Below are 23,363 nucleotides of genomic sequence, written 5' to 3'. Positions count from 1 at the left end.
CCGGTCCTCGGCGCGGGATCAGCTCCGCGGCTCGAGCAGCGAGAACAGGTCCGTGCGCAGCGTCGCCGGGTTCATGTCCGGGTGGGGCTCGGTGACGTACAGCTCCCAGAACGGGTAGGTCATCTGCTCCTTCCGCTCCCCGAGATCCTCGGTGAACGCGCCCCACTTCTCCGCGAGACCGCCGTAGCCGCCGATGTGCGAGATCCAGCCCACGCGGCCGCCGGGGATCACCGAGCCGGTCACCTCGTAGCCGCTGGGCAGCTCGAGATCAACGGTCAGCGGCGTGTCCACGGGGAAGCCGACCTCGAGGTCCGCCGTCGCCACCGGTGCGCGGTGATGCAGCGAGAACGCAGGACCGATCGGGCGGATGCCCCGCGCGGCGAGCGCCTCCGCGAGATGCGCGAAGGTGCCGTCCATCAGGCTGGGCATGTCGTACATCGGGAAGTCCTGCTGGATCACGACGGCCGTCGGGACCTCCGGCGCCTCGGCGACCTGGCAGGTGCGTGCGGGCTCGACGGCGTCGTAGGGATACGGCATCGGCGACATCGGGGGTCCGTCCTGTTCGTTCTCGAGGGCGGGCCGGACACGGCGCGGCGGCCCGGCACGACGCTATCGCGGCAGCCCGGATGCCGCCACCATCAGCGCGGACACGGCCGGCCCCGAGCTCAGACCGGCGCCGTGTCCTGCCCGTCGCCCGGCTCTGTCAGATCCCGGGAGACGCCCGCCAGATCCAGCGCCAGTTCGCAGAACATCGAGTTCGACCAGGAGAACCACTCCCTCGTGAACACGGTGGGCTCGTCCACGTGCACGCCCTCGTGCATCATCCCCGTCCCGCCGTCGGTGCGGATCAGCTGCTCGAGCAGACGCAGCTTGTCCTCACGGTCGGGGCTGGTCAGGCCCTCGACCGCCTTCGCGATCGGCCACACGTGATCCTTCGGGGTGTGCGGGGAGCCGACGCCCTCGAGGTACAGCCCTGCGTAGTAGTACGGGTTGCTGCGCGAGAGGACCGCGGCGCGCGTGGCGAGGTACAGCGGGTCCTCTGCGGCCACGCAGCCGAGGTAGGGCAGGGCGAGCAGGCTCGGCACGTTCGCGTCGTCGAGGAAGCGATGCTCCCCGCGCCCGTCGATCTCGTACGCCCAGATGCGCTCGCCCGTCGGCCCCTCGATCGTGCCGTGCTCGCGCAGCGCCGCGCGGATCTCGCCCGCGCGCTCCCGTGCCTCGGCCGCTTCCTCGGGGGCCTCCGCGACCTGCTCGAGCAGCACCGCGAGGCGGTCCAGGGCGAGGGCGAGGAAGTGGTTGCCCGGGATGTTGTAGCCGAGCTCGCAGGCATCGTCCGACGGGCGGAATCCCGCCCACACCAGGCCGTTCGGTGCGGTCAGCGAGCCGCGGCCGTCACGGGCGAGGGTGTCCTGCGTCGGCACGCCCGCGCGGCGGAAGAAATACGACGAGCGCTGCTCGTGATCCTGCTCGGTCGCGACGGTGGCGAGGACCGCGCGGGCCGCGGGCAGGAAGCGTTCATCGGCCCAGGAGACATCCCCGGTCGCGGTCCACAGCCGCCAGGCCAGGTCCGGCCCGTAGGAGAGGGAGTCGAGCTCGAACTTGCGCTCCCACGCCCACGGGTTGTCGAACTCGGTCTCGTCATCGTCCCAGCGGGAGGAGTCCGCGGTGCGGTTGAACGCATTGGCGTAGGGGTCGTCGGCGAGATGCTGCCAGTGGCGGCGCAGCAGTCCGGAGAGCAGGGAGACCAGCTCGGCCCGGTCCTCGTCGGCCCCGATCCCGGCGACCACAAGGCGCAGCAGCGGCGTCAGCTGCGCGGCCGAGTCCCGCAGCCACATCGCGGGGATGTCCCCGGTGATCACGAAGGTGGTGCCGTCCTCCTCGACGTCCACCGTGGTCTCGGACGTGTTGCGCAGGTACGCGATCACGCGTCGTGCGATCTCTTGGGCGAGGGGGCCCTCACCGGTGATATCGGCGAGGCCGTCGAGCACGCGCGCGTGCACGGCGTCGATAAGGGTGTCGGGAAGCCGGGCCATGGTCCTCCGCATCGGGGGTCGGTCAGGAACGCCAGGGTATCGAGGCGCGGCGCGGCCCGGAGCGCGGTCCGCCAGGTGTGCAGGGCCGCGCGATCCGCACCACCCCGGAGCCGTCGCCGCACGTCGGCCCCGGGAACTAGAGTGAGGGTCGTGTACGAAGGCATCGTCCAGGACCTCATCGACGAGCTCGGCAGGCTGCCGGGCATCGGCCCCAAGTCGGCGCAGCGGATCGCATTCCATCTGCTGGACGCCGACGACGCCGCTGTGCGCCGGCTCGCCGAGGTGCTCGTCCAGGTCAAGGACACCGTGCGCTTCTGCGAGATCTGCGGGAACGTCTCCGCGGAGGAGACGTGCCGCATCTGCACCGATCCGCGCCGCAGCGACGAGGTGATCTGCGTGGTCGAGGAGTCCAAGGACATCGTCGCGATCGAGAAGATCCGCGAGTTCAAGGGCCGCTATCACGTGCTCGGCGGGGCGATCGACCCCATCGGGGGCGTCGGTCCGAACGACCTGCGCATCACCCAGCTGATGACCCGCCTCGGCTCCGGCGAGACCCAGGAGGTCATCCTCGCGCTGGACCCGAACATCGAGGGGGAGGCCACCGCCGCGTATCTCTCCCGCCTGCTCGGCCCGCTCGAGCTGACCGTCACCCGCCTGGCCTCGGGGCTCCCCGTCGGCGGCGACCTCGACTACGCCGACGAGATGACCCTGGGCCGCGCCTTCCTGGGCCGACGCACCGTCTGAGAGCCTGCCGGACCCCGCCATGACCTCCCCTCACGCCAGGACCCTGCCCCCGCTGACGGGACTGCCGTCCCCTCCCCGGCTCCCGCCGGAGGAGACGCACCTGGTCGCCCCGGCGGAGATCATGGTCGACTCCCGGCGCGAGATCCTCCGCCGCCTGCTGCGGCGGCTCTGGGCGCCGGCGCTCGTGCTGCTGGGCCTCTGGTATGCGCTGCTGACCCTGTACGTCGTCGGCGCCTCGCCGACCTTCTGGTTCTTCTCCCTCCTCGCCGCGCTCGGCGACGGCGCCTACTGGCGCCAGGCGATGAGCGTGCTGGGCTTCACCTCCGAAGGGCTGTGGACCGCGTACCTGCTGCTGCCGGCCGCGGCGACCGTGCTGAGCCTGCTCGGGGCCCTGCTCGTGCCGCGCCTGCTCGCACCGCTGCAGCCGCGCCGCTTCCTCGGCGAGGGCCGGTTCCAGCGCGCGGTCGAGGACCGCACCGCGGCGGCGCTGATGGCTCTGCCCATGCTGGTGGTCCTCGCGCTGCCGCTGACGGTGGCGCTCGGGATGCCGCAGCCCTGGTCGGGGCTCGGGGCAGGGCCGCTGTCCGTGTGGTGCGCGGCGCTGCTCGCCCTCGAGCTCGCCTGGGTGCTCGTGCGGCGCAGCGTTCCCGCCGCGCGGCTGCTCCGGATCCCGAGCCACGAGGTCGTCCACACGGAGGCCCGCCTCGGCGCCGATCCCGACGAGCGGCGCGCCGCCGCCCGGCAGCACCTCGCCCAGGACCGGCGCCACCTGCCCCCGAACCCTGGGACGCCCGAGGCCGACGGCGCGCTCAGCCCCCGCGGCGCCCTCCTCGCCCTCGCCCTGATCGCCCGCGCGGCCCTGACCTGGGTGCTGCCTGCGCTCGCGGGTCTCGGCTGGCTCGTCTTCGGCATCACCGACCTCGTCACCGTGCTGACCGGCATCGCAGCCATGGACCTCGCGCAGCTCTCGACGCCGCTGTCCTGGCAGCACCTGGTCGTCGGAGTCCCGCTGCTCGCGCTCGTCGCCCTGGGCTGCGCGCTCGCCCCGGCGGCCGCGACCGCCCTCGCGGCCGGGCAGCGCGCCGAGGTGCGCGACCAGCGCACCTATCCGGAGTGGGCCCACCGCGCCCGGGTGAACCCGTGGGAGGCGCGGGTGTGCGCGCTGACCGGCTGGCTCTGCGCGGCATGGGCTCTCGCCGGGACCGTGATCGCGGCCGTGGCGCTCCCGCTGCTCTCCGCCGGAACGGCTGTGACCTGGACCTTCCTCGTGATCACCGCGCTCGTGGCGGCGCCGCTGCTGGGCGTGGGCGCGTCCCGGGCGATGCGTGACGGGCTGCGGGACGTGCTCTACGGACCGGCCGGGGACTTCATGCGCCGCGAGACCCCGTACGCGCTGGTCGCCCCCGAGTTCGGGACCCGCGCCGACCGGGGGAGGGACCCCGCGGTGCGGGCCGCGCTGCGCAAGCGGCTCCAGGCCGAGGGCGGCGCCCACGCGCTGGAGATCTTCGACCTCGACGCCTCCGGGGAACGGCTGTGGGTGGACGAGAACGCCCCCGGCGCGAGCGACACCGCCGTGCGCCGGGCCGATCTCGCCCGCGGCGTGCTGCCGGACTTCGGCGGGGAGGGCTCCGCCTTCACCGGCGGCGGGACCGACGGGTCCGAGCAGGCGGCCTCCCTGCACGACATCCCCGACTCCGTCACCGGTCTGCGCGAGCGCTGACCGTCGCGGGTCGCGGGCGGTGGGCGGGAGTGGCGTCGTGCTCGCAGAGGCCACCAGGCGGCGGTCTCCTCGACGACGGAGATGCGGCGTCAGCTCACGTGGACGGTGAGGGAGGCGACCACCATGAAGGGCTTGCCGTCCCAGGCGCTGGAACCCTCGAACCTCAGGTATCGGCCCCGGACCTGCACGCCGATCGCCTTCTCCTCCTGCCCGGAGGCCAGGGTGCCGGCGGCCGCAGGCTCCTGGGGGAACGACTCGGGATCGTCGGAGACGTACACGGCATAGTCCTTGACCTGCCCGACCGCTGCGTCCTGGCGCGGGAGGCAGACCAGTGAGCAGATGTCCTGCTCGCTCCCCAGGTCCAGGACGATCCAGTGCGGGTAGCCGGGAGAGGAGGAGTGCCACTGCGTGTGCCAGAACGTGCTCGGGTCCTCGTCGGCCACATTGCCCATCGCGCCGTCCTCGGCGACGGTCTCCTCGGAGTCTGCGGCGATCGGGGTGGGAACGATCCGTGTCCCCGCGCACTCCCCCCGGACCCGGATCGCGGCCGAGGACCTGACGTTGTGGAACCGCAGACCCAGATCGATGACGGCGTCGCCGGACAGGCCCTGGTTCTGCAGCTCCAGGTCGACGGTGACGCTCTCGCCGGGGGTGAGCGCCCCGATCCTCTGCGGCCAGCTCCCGTGGAGGGCCCACCCCTCGGGGACGGTCGGGTCGATGGTGATCGGCTTCGTGCGACTGCCGCTGGTGTTGGTGAGCGTCACCGCGGCAGTGCCGCGACTGCCCACCTCGATCACCGTGGGATCCTCGGCGGCCTGCACCGTGAGCGCGGGAGCGGTCCAGTAGTAGAGCTCGCTCCGACCGCCGCCGATACGTGCGGTGATCGAGTGCTCCAGCTCGTGGTCCGTGCCGTTCTCGCCCACCGGGGTGCGGGTGATCTCCACCGCCTCCGCCTCGCCTGTCGTCTGGTCCACCCGCATCAGCTCCGCCCCTTGCGGCGGCGCCAGCACGAGTCTGACCTGCTGCTCGGTCTGCCAGTACTGCCCCTCGTCGTAGCGCACCAGCTTCTTCGTCGAGGGCAGCTCCGCAGTGCCGATCAGTCCGTTGACGACCATGAACGCGCGGGGGTCCTCCGCGCCGAAGACCTCCTCGGCCTGCGCTCCCGTCAGACCGGGCAGCGGCGTGAAGAAGCCGATCGCCACGTCGCCGGGCAGGCCGTCGTTGACGGTTCCGGTGTTCGTGACCTCGATCCGTGAGATCCCGTACTCCGACAGCGTCGGCAGGCTCTCCTCGATGCTGTCGGTGCGATACCCGCGCGGCACCGTGTTCGTGATCGTCTTCCCGTCCTCGAGATGGGAGCCCGGCTGGACGGCGACCCAGTCGTTGGTCAGCGGTGCGAGATAGGTTCCCAGCTTCCTTGCGCGATGGAGGATGTCGCAGGTCTCCCAGTAGGCCCGCGTGGGGGCGCCGTCGAGGTCGAAGTAGCTGTTGCCGTCGTACCGGTTGATCTCCATCCGGAACAGCGAGAGCCACTTCATCCCGCTCGCGAGCGACAGGCTTGTGACCAGGGCCTTCTGGGATTGCGACCCGTTGTGGTCGAAGGCGTCGAGGTACTGGCCGAACAGGATCGGCTCGCTGCCGTCCCCTGTCAGTCCCTCCAGGGCGACCTGGCGCTGCGTGCGCCACGCCGCCAGCCCCAGAAGATGGTTCGTGGCGTCCCAGGCGGCCGGGCCGTGGGAGCCGAAGACATCCCCACCTCCCCAGTAGTAGTGGTCGAAGCTCACCAGATCCGGTCTCGCCGTGCGGACGTAGTGGCGGAAGTTCTCCAGCTCGGCCCAGGTCGGATCGTTGTTCTGGTTGGAATGCGTGATCGCCTGCGGATACGTCTCCCTCGAGAACTCGAACCACCGCGCGAACGCCTCGACCTCCTCGCTCGAATACGGCCCCTCGTCGCCGTACTGCGCGTCGATGAACCTCGACCGATATGCCTCCATCGCCTCGGGGATGTACTCGTGCGGCTCACCGGCGTCCTGGATCCCGTTGCCGCCGGCGGGGGCTTTCGCGATGCCCCACGTCGCCGTCGGGCTGCAGGCCATGAAGTCGCGGTTGCCGAAGTCGGGATCGTAGAACTGCGCGGTGGGCTCGGCGAAGTCCTCGAACTCGCGCGCATCGAGCGATCCGGCGGCGTAGCCGTCCGAGGTGGCCCACTGCGCGATCACGAGGCCGTGGGCGAGCACGAGCTCCTGCGCACGGTTGACCGATTCCTCGGTCGGCACGTAGGCGAACTCCTGTCCTCCATCGGCGGGCGGCTCATGACGTGGTGGCGGCTCGGCCCCCACGGGGAGCGCGAACACCTGGATCTCCTGGACCCCGAACTCCTCGTGGAGTCGATCGTCCTTCCCCGCCAGCGTGATCCTCACGTGGCGAGCTGCGTAGTAGTCGCCGAGCTCCCAGTAGAGGATGTCCTGGTCCTGGCGCAGCGTGGCGTGGTGCGCGGCGCGCTCCCAGGTGTCGCCGTCCTCGGACACGTCGATGGACAGGTAGCTCTCCCACTCCGAGGGATACCACTGCCCCTCGGGCGTGAGGACGTGGCCCGCGACCCGGCCCACGGTGCGCACCTCGGGCAGGTGGACGGTGAAGGTGGTGACGCCGTCCTCGTCCGGCTCGCCCGCGGTCAGCGGCTCGGCCGGATGCCATGAGGTCTTCTCGTCCCCGTCGAACATGGCGGTGAGCGGGCGGCCCTCCGCCTCGCCGACGGGCGAGGTGGCGGTCAGTCCGGTGACCAGCTCGCGGCCGCGGAAGTCGGTGTCCACCTTCGTGATGGTCACGGTGTACACGGAGGTGCGATCGCCGTTCTCGACGGTGATGTCGAGGATGTTCTCGCCGAGCTCCAGGTCCACGGCGACGCGGTCGTGCGCCTCAGGATCCGGTGCGCTTCCGTCGACAGTGACCGTCACGCCGTCCCCCGTGGTGATCGGTCGCACGGTGACGGTCTCCAGGCTGCGATACGCCGTAGCGGTGTACTCCGTGATGTCGGGGTCGAAGGCGGGATCGAGACGTCCGATCTGATCGAGGATCAAGTCCGCCAGGCCGCTCGCAGCGCGCGGCTGCGGAGGGGCGGTTCGGCGGTGCGGCGCGGCGGCCGAGGGAGGGGTCGTCAGAGCGAGACCGCCGGCGAGTGCGGCTCCCGCGACGACCGTGCGGCGGCGGGGTGCGGGGCCGTCGGCGATGCGTGGCATGCAGTGTCCCATCTCGTGCTCCTTCGCAGGTGAGGGCTTGAAGCGGCTGTGGTCGCGACCCCGTCGGGGGCATCGTCGATACTTCCGGCGTGCAGTTCCTCTCGCCCGGGCGACCGTCGTCATCGGGCAGAGGCGCGAGGCGACGGAACCGGTGGGTCCGCTGCTCGTCCACTGCGCCGATGGTAGCGGCATGGCGTGCTGCGGGCAATGAACTGCGGCCAATACATGGGATGTCTCGTGGGTGGTGTGCGTGTCGGCGCTGCGCTCGGAGGTGATGCCGCACGGAGGGGCGTCGGGGCCCCGGCGGCCCGCGCTCCTCGCCCGGCCGCGAGGAGTGCGGACCGCTCCGGTGCAGCCTCGGCGGTGCCCGCTCGGGTGCGACGTCGACCTGCAGAGATCGGAGGTGTGGTCGGGCTGGACCTCCTGACCACGTGGAGGGCATCGGCTTGTGGAGGGACTCGACAGGAGGTAGCTTGCCTACCGAAGCGCCCATGCGCTCGGCATTCAGGGGTCTTCTGAACGCTTTCCCGTGATCAAGCCGCAGTCGCACAGCGCCGCCTGCGCCGTGCGGCGCGCATCGAACCGCACTGATACATCCGACCCATGGAGGTCGCCCGTGGCTCAGGGACCGACCATCCCCCGACGCGCTCTCTCCCCCGGCATCGGCGGGGAAGGACAGGAGTACTGATGGCAGCACATGATTTCACCGCAGACGATCTCGAGGCGGCCGGGGCTCTGGGCGGTTCCGCGGATCCCGGGTACATCCGTCCTGAGGATCCGCGCACGCAGGCCGCGCTCGAGCATTGGCAGGATCTGAAGGTGGGGGTGATCATCCACTGGGGCCTGTACTCCTCGATCGGGCAGGGTGGGTCGTGGTCCCTGCATCGGGAGCGTCTGGGGGAGTTCACCGACCCGCCCGAGCATTTCACGGGCACGGACGCCGAGTATCACGACTGGTACTACGACCAGCGGCGCACCTTCCACGGCGCCGAGTACGACCCGGTCGAATGGGCGCGCGCCTGCGCCGACGCGGGGATGCGCTACCTGGTGTTCACCGCCAAGCACCATGACGGATTCGCGATGTACGACACCGCGTACTCGAACCTGAAGTCCACGGCCGAGGACGCCGCGCTGGGCCGCGACGTCTTCGGCGCGACGGTCGAGGCGTTCCGAGCCGAGGGCCTGGAGACCGGGGTGTACTTCTCCAAGGCGGACTGGGCCCATCCGGGCTACTGGGACCGGGCGCTGCCGGTGAAGGACCGCTTCCACAACTACGACATCGCCGAGCGCCCGCAGGCCTGGCAGCAGTTCGTGGACTTCACGCAGGCCCAGATCGAGGAGCTCCTGACCCGCTACGGCACCATGAACGTGCTGTGGCTGGATGCAGGATGGGTGCGGGAGCCGAACGAGCCGATCGGCATCGATCGCATCGCCGAGCGGGCCCGCGAGCTGCAGCCGGACATCCTCGTCGTGGACCGAGAGGTCCACGGCCCGCACGAGAACTACCGCACGCCGGAGCAGACCCTGCCGGCGGAGGATCCGGGGCATCCGTGGGAGTCGTGCATCACGATGACCCGGTCCTGGTGCTCGCTGCGCCGGGACGATCCCGCCAAGCCCATCGAGGAGATCCTGGGCAACCTGCTGCAGATCGTCTCCCGGGGCGGCAACTACCTCATCGGGATCGGACCGGACGCTGAGGGTCGGCTCTCCGCCTCCGTGCGGGAGCGACTGTCCGAGCTCGGGACCTGGCTGCACGCCTGCGGCGAGGGCATCTACGGCACCCGGGGCGGCAGCGCCGATGCGGGCGAGGTCTCCGGCGGCGGACTCGAGTGGCATCACACCCGCAAGGGGCAGACGCTGTACGCCTTCGCTCTCCTCCAGGACGGCCCGCCGCAGCACGCGGCGCAGGCCGAGCGGGACCGCGCCGCCGACGCCCCGGGCGGCGGGCCGGTCGAGGTGAGGCTGCCCGCCGGTGCACGGGCGGCACGGCTCCTCGGCGGGGAGGGGCTGCCGCTGCGCACCGCGGCCGACGGGGCCGTCACCGTGGCCCTGACCTCGTCCCCGACCGCCCACGCCGTCGGCCTCGCCGTGGAGATGTAGGCGTCGCCCCGCCGCCTCCCTGCCGGGCGCCGGCGCCCGGGCGAGCCCGGCCCGGTCAGGCGATCCGGGTGCCCGCTCCGAGCCGCCGGATCGGCACCGCGAGGCGTCGCACCGCGACGACGAGCGAGAGCGCCCCGGCCAGCACCCACAGAGCCAGCCCCATCGGCCAGACGGGACGGTTCGGCGGGGCGCCGAGGTCCGCCGGGTAGCCGGGATCCGCAGGGTCGCAGTGGACCTCGTGCGAGGGGTGGGTGGAGGTCGCGGCGGTGCGCATCCCGGACTTCAGCAGCGACAGCAGGTCGCTGTCGTCGCCGGTGGCCCAGTGGTCCTGGGGAAGGGGTGGCGCGGCCTCGGCCAGGAGCACCACGGGATTGCCCCACAGCAGCGGCAGGGACAGATCCAGCCGCGGGACGGTCTCCTCCACGGTCTCCTCCGCGCATCTGCTCCTCTCCATCGAGAACTCGTCGTCCCAGACGGTGTAGTAACGCGTGACCTCGCGCTCCTCGTTCAGGACCACCGCGCTGGAGCCCCAGGCGATCGGCAGCACCACCGTCACCCCGAACACGATCACGTAGGCGAGCACCACCGAGCCGAGCTGACGGGTGGTCAGCGCCGAGAGCCCCAGCCCCACGGCGGTCACGCACAGCGTCAGCAGCACGATCACCAGCAGCAGCCGCAGCATGTACAGGATCCCCACCTCGCCCAGCAGCGCGATCGGCACGAGCGAGGGCAGGGCGAGGACGAGGAAGCCGAGCCCGGTGAGGAACCCCGCCAGCAGCTTGCCGAGCACGATCTCGGAAGGGCTGAGGAGGCTCACCTGCAGGGTGGCGAGGGTCCCGGCGGTGCGGTCGCCGTTGATCGATCCGGCCGAGAGCGCCGGCACCACCAGCAGCATCGCGAACAGCACGAGGATCATCTGCAGGCTGAACACCATCGCCGCCACCGGGCGGATGTCGCTCCACTGCGCCGAGGAGAGCGTCGGCGCGAGCCCGAGTCCGCCGATGCTCAGCATCGCCAGCGTCCACACCGCCAGCGCCGCGTACCAGCGCTTCGAGCGCAGGCGCTGGCGCAGCTCGAGCGAGGTGACCAGCCACAGCCCGCGCGGGCGGAGGGCGCGGGTGCCCCGTCCGCGCGGGTGCGGCCCGGTCGGCTGATCGTCCGCGACAGCGGCGGGGATCGGGGACGAGCTCATCACAGGGCTCCTTCGCGGTGGGCGGCGTCCGAGGCGAGATAGGCGGCCTCGAGCCGGCCCGTCGCCGGTCCGAACCCGATCACCTGGGCACCTGCGGCGGTGAGGTCTGCGAGCAAGCGGGCGGCGGTCGCCTCGTCGGGCAGCGGGACGAGCACCTCGGCATGACCGGAGGCGGTGCGGTCCCCGGGGAGCACCTCCTCATGGCGCACTCCCAGCTGCCCGAGAGCCTCGGCGAGCGCCTGATGGTGCAGGGAGGTGATCCGCCACGGCCTGGGCCGGGAGGCGAGATCGCGGATGCTCGAGGAGTCCACGACGCGCCCGCCGTCCATGAGCACCACGTGATCGGCCATCTCCTCGAGCTCGCCGAGGATGTGGCTCGAGACCAGCACGGTCGCCCCGTCGGCCGCGCGTGAGCGGATGACGTGCAGCAGCCGGCGCCGGGAGGCGGGATCCAGCCCGGAGGCCGGCTCGTCCAGGATCAGCACGCTCGGCGCGTGGATCAGGGCCCGGGCCAGGCCCAGACGCTGCTTCTGGCCGCGGGAGAGCACGTGCGCCCGCTGGTGCGCCAGCGGCACGAGATCCAGCAGGTCCAGCAGCTCGTCCGTCCGCCGGCGCACCAGCGGGGCGGGAAGGTAGTACGCCCGTCCCATCACCTCGAGCACCTCGGTGACCCGCAGCGAGTCCCATGCCCCGAACTGGTCCGGCATCCAGCCGACGCTCGCGCGCACCGCGGCGGAGTCCTGCGCGGGGTCGACGCCGTCGATGAGCACGCGTCCCGCGTCGGGGGCGAGCAGCGAGGACAGCATGAGCATGAGGGTCGACTTCCCGCTCCCGTTCGGGCCGACGAGCGCCGTGACCGCCCCGCGCGGCGCGGCGAAGCTCAGATCCGACACCGCCTGCACGCTGCCGAAGGCGCGGCTGACGTGCTCGGCGAGGATCCCTGGGGCCTGCGGTGCGGGGTGGGGTGGACGGCCCGGGGGTGCGCTCTGCGTCATGGCGCTAGGCTCCCACGCCATGACCAGCGAGGACAGCAGTCAGCTGGGCACGTTCTGGGCACGAACAGAGGAGAAGCGGTGGAGAGGAGGGAAGACGGGGCAGCGGGTTCGGCCGACCGACCGGCCCGACGCGGTCGGGACGCGCCGCGGCCGGCTCGCCGGCTCACTCCTCCATCGCGGCGTTGCCCTCCTCCTGCGCCTGCGGGATGCCCTCCTCGGCGGTGAGGCGGCCGATGAAGACCTCCTGGAAGATCGGCATCGCGGCGGTGAGCCCGGCGTTCGCGCGCGCACCGGTGTCGGCCTCGGCGGGGTTCTTCGCGGCCTCGACGAACACGCTGACGTCGACGCCCTTCTCCTGCCAGAAGTCGATGTACGCGTCCTGCGCGTCGACATGGCCGGGGAAGGAGACGCCCTGCTCGGCCAGCGGCAGCTGTCCCTCCTTCGTGCCGAGCCAGGTCAGCAGCTCGGCGATGCCCTCCTGCTGGTCGTCGTCGGCGTTCGCGTTGCCGACCGCGACCACGCCGTGCACCAGGGACTTCGCCCCGTCGGGGCCGGCCACCGGTGCGGCGAGCGCCCATTCGAAGGAGTCGGCGACGCCCTCGGAGATCGCGGGCAGGCTGTAGGGGCCGGACTGGAACAGGCCGAGCTTGCCCTGGGTGAACAGGTCGCGGGTGAAGTCGCCGTTCTCGTTGGTGTCCGCGGCGCTGGGGGCGATGTTCTCGACGTTGATGAGGTCGGCCATGTACTGGAACGCCTCGATGCCCTCGGGGGAGGCGAAGGTGTACACGTCCTCGTCCTGCCACTGCGCGCCGTTCGAGGCGAGCATCGGGCCGATGATCGCCTGCCGGTCGGCCTGCGAGTTGAAGCCGAACCGGGCGCGGGAGTCGGGGTCGAAGCCGTCCTCGCCGGGGTGACGGCCTTCGCCGTCCACTGTCAGCTTCGAGCCCGCCTCGCGCAGCGTGTCGGTCTCCGCGGCGGGGTCGAAGGCGAGGTCCGACGGGTCCACGCCCGCCTCCTCGACCAGGTCCTTGTTGTAGAACAGCGCGATCGAGTCCCAGATCTGCGGCACGCCCCAGAGCCCGCCGTCGCGTGTGTACAGGTCCACGACGGCCTGCTCCCACTGGGAGGCGCCGTCGGGGATGATCTCGTTGATGTCCAGCAGCGCCTCGGAGCCCTTGAGCTGGATGTAGTTCGCGGAGTTCACCCAGTACACGTCCGCCGCGTCGCCGCTGGCGATGTCCAGGGGCAGACGGGTCCAGTAGTCGTCCCACGGCACCACGTCGATCGACACGTTCCAGCCGCTGGACTCGGTGAACGCGGTGAAGGACTCCTCGTAGGCGGCCACGGCGTTCTCGTCCCACAGGCGGAAGGTCAACGTGCCCTTGTCCCCGCCGCTGCTGCCGCCGGCATCGCTGCCGCCGTCGCCGGAGCCGCCGTCACCGCCGCCCGAGGGGGAGCAGGCGGCCGCCGCGCCGAGCAGGCCGGCGGCGGCGAAGGAGGACAGGAGGGTGCGACGCTTCAGCGGCGAGGTCAGGGAGCGCATGGGAGGTCCTTCCGAGCAGTGGCGTTCTGTCCATTATCGTCCGACGGTGCCGGATCGGGGCGTGGTATGTCCGTCTGTGTCCGGGGCGGACGCGAGCGACCGGGGGCGGCTCGTTCCTGTCGGTGCCCGGCAGCGAAGTGGGGCTCAAGGCCGCCCCAGAAGCCCCGGTTCGCTGACACAGCATCGCCGCGAGCCTCAGCGCAGCGTCGCCTCCCCCACGGAGCGGGTGATCTGCTTCTGGAAGATGACCATGAGGATCACCAGCGGCAGCATCGCGAGCGTGGTCCCGGCCATGACCAGGGTCCAGTTGTTGTTGTACTGCGATTGCAGCGCCGAGGTCGCCACGGTGATCACCCGCCATTCGGGACCGGAGGTGATCACCATCGGCCACATGAAGCTGTTCCAGTGCGTGACCACCGTGATCAGCACGAGGGTGACGATGATTGGCCGGTTCAGCGGCACCACCAGGTGCCGCAGCAGGCGCAGGGTGCCCGCGCCGTCGATCCGCATCGCGTCCATGAGCTCGGAGGGGATGCCGCGGAAGTTCTCCCGCAGCAGGAAGATCGCATACGGGGAGCCGAGCACGAAGGGGAGCACCAGCGCCCAGAAGGTGTTGCGCAGCCCCATCTCCGAGAGCATCAGGTACAGCGGCACCACGACCACCACCTGCGGCACCATGAGCGTCGCGATGTACACCCAGAACAGCAGGTCACGCCCAGGGAAGCGGAGCTGGGCGAAGGCGTAGGCGGCCAGCACCGAGAACACCATCTGCCCCACGAGGATCACGGCGACCATCTGCACGGTGACCGCGACGGGGGTGACGAAGCCGTCCGCGGAGGTCAGCAGGCCGACGAAGCTGTCCAGCACCGGCGGGGAGGGGATCGACAGCGGCCCCTGCTGCGCGAACTGCGTGGTGGAGGTGAAGGCGGTCATCACCGAGAACAGGAACGGGCCGAGCGTCAGCACGGCCGCGGCGAGCAGCACGAGATAGGTCGCGCCGTGGCCGAGCACGCGGCGCGCCGGCAGCGAGCCCGTCAGCGGCCTGCGGCGAGCGGTGTGGGCAGTCATCTCGTCCCTCCTCTCAGCTCATGTCGTAGGTGATGCGCTTGGAGAACCAGCGCTGCTGGATCACCGTGATCACCACCAGCAGGAGGAACAGGATGACGGCGACGGCGCTGGCCCGGCCCAGGCGGCTCGCGCCGAACGCCTCGTTGTAGATGAGGGAGGCGATGACCTCGGTGCGATGCTGCGGCCCGCCGCCGGTGAGCGCGTAGACCATGTCGAACACCTGGAAGGACGCGACCACCTGCGTGACGGCGAGGAAGAAGGTCGTCGGCCGCAGCAGCGGGATCGTCATGTGCCAGAGCTGCTGGGCGGGGCCGGCGCCGTCGATCCGGGCGGCCTCGTAGATCGAGCCGGGGATGCGGGTGAGCCCGGCCTGGAAGAACAGCGAGATGTAGCCGACGTTCTGCCAGATCGCGACGAAGGCGACCGCGGGCAGGGCCAGCGACGGGTCGGTGAGCCACTCGATCCGCACCCCGAGGATCTGGTTCAGCGCGCCGACCGACGGCTGGAAGATCCACTTCCACACCACGCCCAGCGCCAGCGGCGCGCACACCCACGGGATCACCACGATCACCCGCACGATCGCCGAGCCCGGCAGCGCCCGCACCAGCTGCGTGGCCAGCACCAGTCCGATCGCGAGGGAGACGGGCACCGAGATCAGCGTGAAGATCGCCGTGACCAGCAGGGAGTTGACGAGCGCGCCGTCGCTGAGCAGCGAGACGTAGTTGTCCAGGCCCAGGAAGCGGCGCGAGCCGTACAGGTCCCAGCGGAACAGCGAGACCACGAACGCGAGCACGACGGGCAGGATCAGGAAGCAGGTGACGCCGATCAGGCTGGGGGCGATCAGCAGCCAGCCGACCAGAGGTCTGCGGGAGTTCATCGCTGCGTCCTCCCGCCTGCGTCGTCCCGATGATCCACCGGCTCAAACTATCGCAGCGGGGCGGGCGCCGGGGTGCTCCACTACGCTCTGGCCATGAGCTCTGCGACGGACGCCCCCGCGGCCACGGACCCCCACGCCAGCATCTACGACCACGGATTCGTGCGCGTCGCCGCGGTGACGCTGCCGGTCGCGCTCGCCGATGCGACCACGAACGCCGAGCGCCACCTCGAGGTGCTGCGCGAGCTGCACGAGCAGCAGGTCGGGCTCGCGGTCTTCCCGGAGCTGTCCCTGACCGGGTACTCGCTGGACGACCTGGTCCTCCAGGAGCCGCTGCTGGACGCCGCCGAGCAGGCCGTGCTCACCGTGCTCGAGGCGAGCGAGGACCTGATGCCGATCATCGTCGTCGGCGCCCCGCTGCGCGCACAGGACCGCTCGCGGATCTTCAACTGCGCCGTCGTGATCCATCGCGGCCGCGTCCTGGGCATCACCCCGAAGCAGAACCTGCCCACCTACCGGGAGTTCTACGAGCGTCGCTGGTTCGCCCCCGGCGACGACGCCGGCGACGAGCTCGTGATCCTCGGCGACCTGCAGGAGGCGCTGACCCCGCACGGCATCATCACGGTCGAGGACGTGCCGGGCCTGCGCCTGTCCGTCGAGATCTGCGAGGACATGTGGGTGCCGGTCCCGCCGTCCGCCGAGGCCGCGCTCGCCGGCGCGACCGTGATCGCGAACCTGTCGGGCTCGCCGATCACCGTCGGCCGCGCCGAGGACCGCAAGCTCATGGCCCGCTCCGCCTCCGCCCGCACGCAGGCCGCCTACGTCTATGCCGCCGCAGGCGAGGGCGAATCCACGACCGACCTCGCCTGGGACGGGCAGACCTTCGTGTACGAGTGCGGGGACCTGCTGGGGGAGTCCGAGCGGTTCCCGGCGGGGGTGCGCTCCACGATCGTCGACGTCGACCTCGACCGGCTCGTCTCCGAGCGGCGCCGCCAGAACACCTTCGACGACAACCGCCGCACCCACGCCGCCTCGCTCGAGAAGTTCCGCACCTGGAGCACGACGGAGCTGCTCGGCAGCGGGCAGGACTCTCCGGAGGGCGAGCTCGAGGGCGGCGAGGCGGAGCGGACGCGCCCCGCCACCGGCCCGCTGCGGCGGCCGCTGCACCGCTTCCCCTTCGTGCCCGACGACCCGGCGCGCCTCGCCCAGGACTGCTACGAGGCGTACAACATCCAGGTCGCGGGCCTGGTGCGGCGCCTGAGGCAGATCGGCGGCGGAGAGAAGGGAGGGGCACGCCCCGTCATCGGCGTCTCCGGCGGGCTGGACTCCACCCACGCGCTGATCGTCTGCGCACAGGCGATGGACCGTCTGGGCCGCGACCGCTCCGAGATCCTCGCCTACACGATGCCGGGCTTCGCCACGACCGAGCACACCCGCTCCAACGCCGAGCTGCTCTCCCGCGCGATCGGCGCGAGCTTCGAGACGATCGACATCCGCCCCGCCTCCACGCAGATGCTGAAGGACATGGGACACCCCGCCGGCAGCGGCGAGGAGGTGTACGACGTGACCTTCGAGAACGTGCAGGCGGGACTGCGCTACGACTACCTCTTCCGCCTCGCGAACCACCACGGCGGGATCGTGGTGGGCACCGGCGACCTCTCCGAGCTGGCGCTGGGCTGGTGCACCTACGGGGTGGGCGACCAGATGTCGCACTACGGCGTGAACGCGGGCGTGCCGAAGACCCTCATCCAGCACCTCATCCGCTGGGTCATCTCCGAGGGGATCTTCGACGCGGCGACCGCGGAGATCCTGCGCGCCGTGCTCGACACCGAGATCTCCCCGGAGCTGATCCCCACCAAGCCCGGCGAGAAGGCGCAGTCCACCGAGGACTCCATCGGCCCCTACGCCCTGCACGACTTCACGCTCTACCACGTGCTGCGACGCGGCTACGGGCCTGCGAAGATCGCCTATCTGGCCCATCAGGCCTGGGGCGATGCGGGGGCGGGGCGGTGGCCGGCCGGGTACGTCGCGGAGGACGAGCGCGCCTACGACCGCCCCGAGATCAAGCACTGGCTGACCGTGTTCACCAGACGCTTCTTCTCCAACCAGTTCAAGCGCTCCGCCCTGCCGAACGCCCCGAAGGTGCTGGCCGGCGGCTCGCTGTCCCCGCGCGGGGACTGGCGGATGCCCTCGGACGCCGTGTCGGCCGCCTGGCTCGCCGAGATCGAGCGGGACGTGCCGGGGGAGTGAAGGATCAGCCGACGAGGTGATGCGCCGGGGGTGCTCTGACCCGGGCTCGGCCCGCTCCTGACCCGGGCGCGGCCCTCCCCGGCGCCCCTCCCGGCCCCGGCCCTCCCCGGCGCCCCTCCCGGCCCCGGCCCGCTCTCCGGCGCCCCTCCCGGGCCCGGCCCGCTCTCCGGCGCCCCTTCCGGGCCCGGGCCTCGATGCTGCTCAGCACCTCATCTGCCACGTGTCGCCCGGGCTCTGCTCTGCCACACGTCGCTCGGGCCTCCACGACCTACCCGTTCGGGCACCTCCCCGCGTAGCGAACTTGGGGCTCTGACCCGCTCTATCCACCATGTTTGCTACGGAAGCGGCGGGGCCGGGCGAGGTGGGGCCGGGTGAGCGGGGCTGGGCGGGGCGGTACCGGGCGGGGTGGGGCGGAGGGATCTGCTGCGCAGAGACCATGTCCGGAGAGATCGCGTCCGGAGAGATCGCGTCCGGAGGTGAGCCGGCTCAGGGATCTCAGCCATCCGGATGCGCCGAGGCCTGGGGCGTATGCGTCGTGCGGCCGCCGAGTATCGGGAGCCCTGCAGGGTGCGAGAGAGGGCGGAGCTCGGGTGCCGGTGCAGGACGCCCGGGCTCCCAGCCGCGTCGACGGAGAGCATCGGTGAGGCGTGCGATTCCGCGCCGGCATCCGTCGGTGAGGTCGTTGGCGACGGTCTGCACCTCGACCCACCCGTGCTGCTCGCGCCTCTCCCGTCGGCCGATGTCCTTCTCCTGCTGGGCCTTCGAGCGGTGATCTCTTCCGTCGTGCTCGAGGCACACCTTCCAGTCGGTCCAGGCGAGGTCCGGTTCGCCGAGGTCGACCCGCCCCTCGAGCAGGCGCCGATTGAGGACGGGTTCGGGGAGGCCGGCACGTCCCGCGGCGAGCCGCAGCTGGGTCTCCGCCGGGGAGTCGCTGCCGATGCGCGCGAGCTGCAGGGCCTCGCTGAGCAGGGTCCGTGCGCGTCCGGTGCGGGCCTCGATCGCGTCGGCCAGCTCCTCGGGAGTGGCGTACGGCGAATGCCTGTCCTCCGCCCACGGCCGGGGGTGACGCACGAGATGGTCGGCGATGAAGACCAGCTCATCCTTTCCGAGCTCGAGCGCGAGATCCGTCCATGTCCGGACCCGGTCGGTGACACGCAGCCCGTCCATCTCCACGATCTCTGACGGACTCACGGACCTCCGGGTCCAGCGGAGGTACGGGCGATTCCTGCGCACCCTGCCCTGCAGCGCCATGTCCATCACGGTCATCTGCGGCGTGGCCGACCAGTGCTGCATCTCGAACGGAAGGGGGAACTGCCAGGTCCGGGCGGCACTCCGCCCGCTCACCACGATCTGGTGGTCCTCGCGCAGCAGGGCGCCGAGGACTGCCTGTTCGGTGAGCTCGACGTCCTTCCGGGCGTACAGCCCGTATCCGAGACGGACCAGATCGCTTGCGCGCAGCCGATCGATGGTGATGCCGTGCCTCCGCGCCTCGGAGGACGTGAAGGCATGGTGCGGCAGCGAGGAGGGGAGCGGAGCCGGTCTGCGGGCCATGGAGGCATGCTTCGGGATGAGGGGGAACCCCGGTCCTGTCCATCCACATCGCCGAGGTCATGGCTCGGTCAGGACGTCTCCTCCTCAGTGCGGCGTCTCGCACGCCCCCGCACCGTCCGCCGACACGGGCGGCCTCTGCCGGGATCCCTGCCGTCTGTGCGGACGGAGCAGGCGGGCAGGCCCTCACCGGCGAGCGGGTCAGCAAAGTTGGTCGATTCGCCCCGTCAGAGGCCCAACTTTGCTGCGCTGGAGACCAGATGCGCCGCCCTGGGGCCGGAGTCGAGCGTCCCCGCCCCACCACGCCCAGCCGCCCGCCGCGCCCGGGCCGATGTTGCCCCGGTCACTCCACGGGACCGCGCTGACCTGCGGAGCCGTCTCGCATGCCGAGGGCGCTGGGGCCAGGACCAGGCCTCTTCGTAGACTGGCCGCGGCCGGCGCCCGTTCGCAGGGTGCCCCGTGCGCAGGGCGACCGGAGCCGATCCGGTGCCGCGCGGGCGGGAGCACCCACAGCGTGCGCAGCGGCCGACGGGGACCCGTCGGCGTCGCCGGCCGCCGGGCCCGTCTCCCGTCGCGCCCACCGAGGGCCTGCCGCCCGCCGGCCCTCCCGTAGTGCCCGCCTGCTCTCAACCGCGAAGGAACCTGCCCATGAGCCTGGTCGTCCAGAAATTCGGAGGATCCTCCGTCGCTGACGCCGACTCGATCAAGCGCGTCGCGCGCCGCATCTCCCTGTACGCGAAGGCCGGCCACAAGGTGGTCGTGGTCGTCTCCGCGATGGGGGACACCACCGACGATCTGATCGATCTCGCCGAGCAGGTCAGCCCCAACCCGCCCCCGCGCGAGATGGACATGCTGGTCACGGCCGGCGAGCGGATCTCGATGGCGGTGCTGTCGATGGCGCTGAACGACGCGGGCGTCCAGGCCCGCGCCTACACCGGCTCGCAGGCCGGGCTGATCACCGACGAGGTGCACGGCAAGGCCCACATCCTGCGCGTCACGCCAGGCCGGATCGAGGAGGCGCTCGAGGGCGGCGCGGTCGCGATCGTCGCCGGCTTCCAGGGCGTCTCGCAGACCACGAAGGACATCACCACCCTGGGCCGCGGCGGCTCGGACACGACGGCCGTCGCCCTGGCCGCGGCGCTCGAGGCGGACGTCTGCGAGATCTACTCCGACGTCGACGGGGTGTTCACCGCCGATCCGCGGATCGTGCCCGCCGCCCGTCGGGTCCCCGTGATCTCCAGCGAGGAGATGCTGGAGATGGCCGCGAACGGCTCGAAGATCCTGATGGCGCGCAGCGTCGAGTACGCGCGCCGCTACGGGGTGCCGCTGCACGTGCGCTCCTCCTACTCGGGCCGGCTCGGCACGATCGTCGCCGACGATCCCGAGCGCGAGATCCCGATCGACCCCGACGTCACCCTCCGCCCCGCGGACGCCGCTCGTCGCGACGCCGCCGACCCGACCAAGGAGCTCCCCATGGACGACATCGCAGCACCGGGCCTCGAGGCGCCGATCATCTCGGGCGTCGCCCACGACCGCAGCGAAGGCAAGATCACCGTCGTCGAGGTCCCGGACGCCCCGGGCAAGGCGGCGCTGCTGTTCGACGTCGTCGCCGGCACCGGCGCGAACATCGACATGATCGTGCAGAACTCCTCGACGGTCGACGACACCGTCGCGATCTCCCTGACGCTCCCGGAGTCCGACGCGCCGGCCGCGCTCGAGGCGATCGAGTCGGCGCGCGAGGCGATCGGCTTCACCGAGGTGCGCTACAACGACCTGATCGGGAAGGTCAGCATCGTCGGCGCCGGGATGCGCTCGCACCCGGGCGTCTCGGCGACCCTGTTCCGCTCGCTCGGCGAGGCGGGCATCAACATCGACATGATCTCCACCTCGGAGATCCGCATCTCCGTCGTCACCGAGCAGTCCCGGCTCGACGACGCGGTGCGCGTGATCCACACGGCGTTCGGCCTCGACGCCGAGCAGACCGAGGCCGTGGTCTACGGAGGGACCGGACGATGAGCACCAGCACCAGCACCAGCACCAGCACCAGCACGGTGGCCGACGGCGCCGCACCCGCGCCCGACTTCAGCGGCACCCCCGGCTTCGCGGCCGACGGGCCCGTGATCGGCGTCGTCGGGGCGACCGGCCAGGTGGGGCGTGTGATGCTCGCCCTGCTCGCCGACCGCTCGGTCGCACATTCGGCGATCCGCGTCTTCGCCTCCTCCCGCAGCGCCGGGAAGACGGTGCAGTACGCGGGCCTGGACCTGGTCGTCGAGGACTCGGAGACGGCCGACATCACCTCCGAGGGGAAGCGCCTGGACGTGGCGATCTTCTCCGCGGGCGGCTCGACGTCGAAGGCGCTCGCGCCCCGCTTCGCGGAGGCCGGCGCCGTGGTCGTGGACAACTCCTCGGCCTGGCGCCGCGACGAGGAGGTGCCGCTGGTGGTCTCCGAGGTGAACCCCGAGCAGGTCACCGCCCCGAAGCGCGGCATCATCGCGAACCCCAACTGCACGACGATGGCCGCGATGCCGAGCCTGAAGGCGCTGCACGACGAGGCGGGCCTTGCCCGGCTCAAGGTCGCCACCTACCAGGCCGTCTCCGGCTCCGGCGTGGCCGGCGTCGCCGAGCTCGCCTCCCAGGTCAGGAATGGTGTCGACCACGTCGAGGAGCTCGCTCTGGACGGCTCCGCGGTCGATCTGGGCCGGCCCGAGGTGTACCAGGCGCCGATCGCGTACAACGTGGTCGCGCTCGCCGGGAACCTCGTGGACGACGGCACGGGGGAGACCGACGAGGAGCAGAAGCTCCGCAACGAGTCCCGCCGCATCCTCGGCCTGCCGTACCTCCCCGTCGCGGGGACCTGCGTGCGCGTGCCCGTGATGAGCGGCCACGCGCTCGCGATCCACGCCGAGTTCGACGAGCCGATCACTGCGGAGCGCGCCCGCGAGCTGCTCGAGGCCGCACCGGGTGTGACGGTCGTGGACCTGCCCACGCCGCTGATGGCAGCGGGCCAGGATGGCACATTCGTCGGCCGCATCCGACAGGACGCGTCGGTGCCCGACGGCAAGGGGCTGATCCTCTTCGCGGTGGCCGATAATCTCCGCAAGGGAGCAGCGCTGAACGCGATCCAGATCGCGGAGCTGATCGTCTCCCGCTGACGATGGAGGAGGAGTGCCGATGACGAGTGCGGTGACCAACGGGTCCCCGGGGGCCGGGACGGGACCGGTCCCGATGTCGACGGCATTCTCCGATCGCGCCGGGGAGGAGTCCCCGGAGCTCGCCGGCGGCGGGGGTGTCGAGGGCACGCTCGGTCGGGCCCTGCGCAACCTGGACTCGCTCACCGAGTCCCAGGAGGGCCTCGCCCCGGACGTGCACGGTGCCCGCGGCTCCTCGGCCGACGGAGCGCAGGCAGCTGCAGCGGCCGAGCCCACCCGGCGCGAGGCGATCCTCGATGCGGCCTCCGCCCTGTTCGCCGAACGCGGCTACCACGGGGCGAGCCTGCGCGACATCTCGCGCCGGGTGGGGATCTCGCATCCGGGCATGCTGCACCACTTCGCCTCCAAGGACGTGCTGCTCGGCGCGGTGATCGACCGGCTCGAGGCGCATGCGCAGGGGCTCCTGGACTCCATCGAGTCGCTCTCCTCTTCCCCGACGATGCTGATCGCGGCGCTCGGCGGGCCCTGGGATCCGCGGAAGCACTCCATGGCCCTGCTGGCCACGCTCTCGGCGGAGGTCGTGAACCCGGAGCATCCGGGACGCTATCGGATCGCCCGCCTGCGGCTGGTCCACGAGCACGTGCTCGAGAAGGTGTTCAGCGGCCTCGGCGACGGCGGGCACCTCGTCGAGGGCGCATCGCCGAGGTTCCTCGCGCGCTCGCTGTTCTCCCTGCTGCTGAGCCTGACCGTGCGGGAGCACACGGTCCGGGAGCTGCAGAACACGTCCGACGCCGACCCGATCGACGACGTGCAGGAGTTCGTGCAGCTCTGCTGCGCAGGAGAATGAGCGCCGCCTGCCTGAGCGCCGCCCGTCCTCGATAGACTCGCGGCCGTGACCCCTCGCGGAG

At 71.5% G+C, this 23,363-nt stretch carries 16 protein-coding genes; 7 read left to right on the top strand and 9 right to left on the bottom strand.

The features are described from left to right. Positions 1-18: 18 nt before the first annotated feature. Positions 19-546, bottom strand: coding sequence for a transcriptional regulator (locus D1648_RS15635; protein ID WP_122943527.1), 528 nt, complete (start codon positions 544-546; stop codon positions 19-21). 119 nt (positions 547-665) lie between these two features. Continuing rightward, positions 666-2,033, bottom strand: a complete 1,368-nt coding sequence (locus D1648_RS15630) for a glycoside hydrolase family 125 protein (RefSeq protein WP_122943526.1) — start codon at positions 2,031-2,033, stop codon at positions 666-668. Positions 2,034-2,183: 150 nt separating this feature from the next. Here D1648_RS15630 and recR point away from each other — a divergent pair, with 150 nt between their 5' ends. Both recR and D1648_RS15620 read left to right on the top strand, forming a co-directional pair. Next, on the top strand, positions 2,184-2,777 hold the full coding sequence (gene recR, locus D1648_RS15625; RefSeq protein ID WP_122943594.1) for a recombination mediator RecR: 594 nt from the start codon (positions 2,184-2,186) through the stop codon (positions 2,775-2,777). 19 nt (positions 2,778-2,796) lie between these two features. Further along, positions 2,797-4,497, top strand: coding sequence for a hypothetical protein (locus D1648_RS15620; protein WP_122943525.1), 1,701 nt, complete (start codon positions 2,797-2,799; stop codon positions 4,495-4,497). An 89-nt stretch (positions 4,498-4,586) separates the two neighbouring features. On the opposite strand, the gene D1648_RS15615 is transcribed toward D1648_RS15620, so the two are convergent. Further along, positions 4,587-7,577, bottom strand: coding sequence for a discoidin domain-containing protein (locus D1648_RS15615; protein WP_164518768.1), 2,991 nt, complete (start codon positions 7,575-7,577; stop codon positions 4,587-4,589). An 846-nt stretch (positions 7,578-8,423) separates the two neighbouring features. On the opposite strand from D1648_RS15615, the gene D1648_RS15610 reads away from it, so the two are divergent. Further along, positions 8,424-9,836, top strand: a complete 1,413-nt coding sequence (locus D1648_RS15610) for an alpha-L-fucosidase (RefSeq protein ID WP_122943523.1) — start codon at positions 8,424-8,426, stop codon at positions 9,834-9,836. 55 nt (positions 9,837-9,891) lie between these two features. Here the strand turns inward: D1648_RS15610 and D1648_RS15605 are convergent, their stop codons facing one another. From D1648_RS15605 to D1648_RS15585, 5 genes are all read right to left on the bottom strand, one after another. Beyond that, positions 9,892-11,028: an ABC transporter permease gene (locus D1648_RS15605; RefSeq protein WP_122943522.1), complete on the bottom strand. Its 1,137-nt coding sequence runs from the start codon at positions 11,026-11,028 to the stop codon at positions 9,892-9,894. Then, positions 11,028-12,023, bottom strand: a complete 996-nt coding sequence (locus D1648_RS15600) for an ABC transporter ATP-binding protein (protein WP_122943521.1) — start codon at positions 12,021-12,023, stop codon at positions 11,028-11,030. The genes D1648_RS15605 and D1648_RS15600 overlap by 1 nt, the downstream gene beginning before the upstream one ends. 163 nt (positions 12,024-12,186) lie before the next feature. Continuing rightward, positions 12,187-13,566, bottom strand: a complete 1,380-nt coding sequence (locus tag D1648_RS15595; protein WP_122943520.1) for a sugar ABC transporter substrate-binding protein — start codon at positions 13,564-13,566, stop codon at positions 12,187-12,189. A 195-nt stretch (positions 13,567-13,761) separates the two neighbouring features. Beyond that, positions 13,762-14,634 (bottom strand): carbohydrate ABC transporter permease, encoded by an 873-nt coding sequence (locus D1648_RS15590; protein WP_122943519.1) that lies wholly within the window; start codon positions 14,632-14,634, stop codon positions 13,762-13,764. A 13-nt stretch (positions 14,635-14,647) separates the two neighbouring features. Continuing rightward, positions 14,648-15,511: a carbohydrate ABC transporter permease gene (locus D1648_RS15585; RefSeq protein WP_122943518.1), complete on the bottom strand. Its 864-nt coding sequence runs from the start codon at positions 15,509-15,511 to the stop codon at positions 14,648-14,650. Positions 15,512-15,604: 93 nt separating this feature from the next. Between D1648_RS15585 and D1648_RS15580 the strand changes: the two genes are divergently transcribed. Next, complete coding sequence (locus D1648_RS15580; protein WP_122943517.1) at positions 15,605-17,758, top strand: NAD(+) synthase; 2,154 nt, start codon at positions 15,605-15,607, stop codon at positions 17,756-17,758. Positions 17,759-18,253: 495 nt separating this feature from the next. Here D1648_RS15580 and D1648_RS15575 read toward each other — a convergent pair whose 3' ends face one another. Beyond that, on the bottom strand, positions 18,254-19,309 hold the full coding sequence (locus D1648_RS15575) for a hypothetical protein (RefSeq protein ID WP_122943516.1): 1,056 nt from the start codon (positions 19,307-19,309) through the stop codon (positions 18,254-18,256). Between the two features lie 645 nt (positions 19,310-19,954). On the opposite strand from D1648_RS15575, the gene D1648_RS15570 reads away from it, so the two are divergent. From D1648_RS15570 to D1648_RS15560, 3 genes are read left to right on the top strand one after another with little or no spacing between them, the layout of a single operon-like run. After that, entirely contained in the window at positions 19,955-21,322 is a 1,368-nt protein-coding gene (locus D1648_RS15570) for an aspartate kinase (protein ID WP_122943515.1), read from the top strand. Then, entirely contained in the window at positions 21,319-22,458 is a 1,140-nt protein-coding gene (locus D1648_RS15565; RefSeq protein WP_206424824.1) for an aspartate-semialdehyde dehydrogenase, read from the top strand. Before D1648_RS15570 ends, D1648_RS15565 begins: the two co-directional genes overlap by 4 nt. Before the next feature lie 19 nt (positions 22,459-22,477). Next, complete coding sequence (locus tag D1648_RS15560) at positions 22,478-23,302, top strand: TetR/AcrR family transcriptional regulator (protein ID WP_122943514.1); 825 nt, start codon at positions 22,478-22,480, stop codon at positions 23,300-23,302. Positions 23,303-23,363: the final 61 nt, after the last annotated feature.

Source organism: Brachybacterium sp. EE-P12 (genome assembly GCF_003711805.1).
In the GTDB taxonomy this organism is placed as follows: Bacteria; Actinomycetota; Actinomycetes; order Actinomycetales; family Dermabacteraceae; genus Brachybacterium.
Note: the sequence above shows the minus strand (reverse complement) of the source record. Positions and strands in the feature narration are given on the sequence as shown.

What these genes read in the sequence shown, in the direction of transcription:
- D1648_RS15590 (WP_122943519.1), bottom strand. Translation starts at nt 14,634, where the DNA reads ATGACTGCCCACACCGCTCGCCGCAGGCCGCTGACGGGCTCGCTGCCG.
- D1648_RS15565 (WP_206424824.1), top strand. Translation starts at nt 21,319, where the DNA reads ATGAGCACCAGCACCAGCACCAGCACCAGCACCAGCACGGTGGCCGAC.
- D1648_RS15580 (WP_122943517.1), top strand. Translation starts at nt 15,605, where the DNA reads ATGAGCTCTGCGACGGACGCCCCCGCGGCCACGGACCCCCACGCCAGC.
- D1648_RS15620 (WP_122943525.1), top strand. Translation starts at nt 2,797, where the DNA reads ATGACCTCCCCTCACGCCAGGACCCTGCCCCCGCTGACGGGACTGCCG.
- D1648_RS15560 (WP_122943514.1), top strand. Translation starts at nt 22,478, where the DNA reads ATGACGAGTGCGGTGACCAACGGGTCCCCGGGGGCCGGGACGGGACCG.
- D1648_RS15635 (WP_122943527.1), bottom strand. Translation starts at nt 546, where the DNA reads ATGTCGCCGATGCCGTATCCCTACGACGCCGTCGAGCCCGCACGCACC.
- D1648_RS15575 (WP_122943516.1), bottom strand. Translation starts at nt 19,309, where the DNA reads ATGGCCCGCAGACCGGCTCCGCTCCCCTCCTCGCTGCCGCACCATGCC.
- D1648_RS15600 (WP_122943521.1), bottom strand. Translation starts at nt 12,023, where the DNA reads ATGACGCAGAGCGCACCCCCGGGCCGTCCACCCCACCCCGCACCGCAG.
- D1648_RS15585 (WP_122943518.1), bottom strand. Translation starts at nt 15,511, where the DNA reads ATGAACTCCCGCAGACCTCTGGTCGGCTGGCTGCTGATCGCCCCCAGC.
- D1648_RS15570 (WP_122943515.1), top strand. Translation starts at nt 19,955, where the DNA reads ATGAGCCTGGTCGTCCAGAAATTCGGAGGATCCTCCGTCGCTGACGCC.
- D1648_RS15610 (WP_122943523.1), top strand. Translation starts at nt 8,424, where the DNA reads ATGGCAGCACATGATTTCACCGCAGACGATCTCGAGGCGGCCGGGGCT.
- D1648_RS15595 (WP_122943520.1), bottom strand. Translation starts at nt 13,566, where the DNA reads ATGCGCTCCCTGACCTCGCCGCTGAAGCGTCGCACCCTCCTGTCCTCC.
- D1648_RS15605 (WP_122943522.1), bottom strand. Translation starts at nt 11,028, where the DNA reads ATGAGCTCGTCCCCGATCCCCGCCGCTGTCGCGGACGATCAGCCGACC.
- D1648_RS15630 (WP_122943526.1), bottom strand. Translation starts at nt 2,033, where the DNA reads ATGGCCCGGCTTCCCGACACCCTTATCGACGCCGTGCACGCGCGCGTG.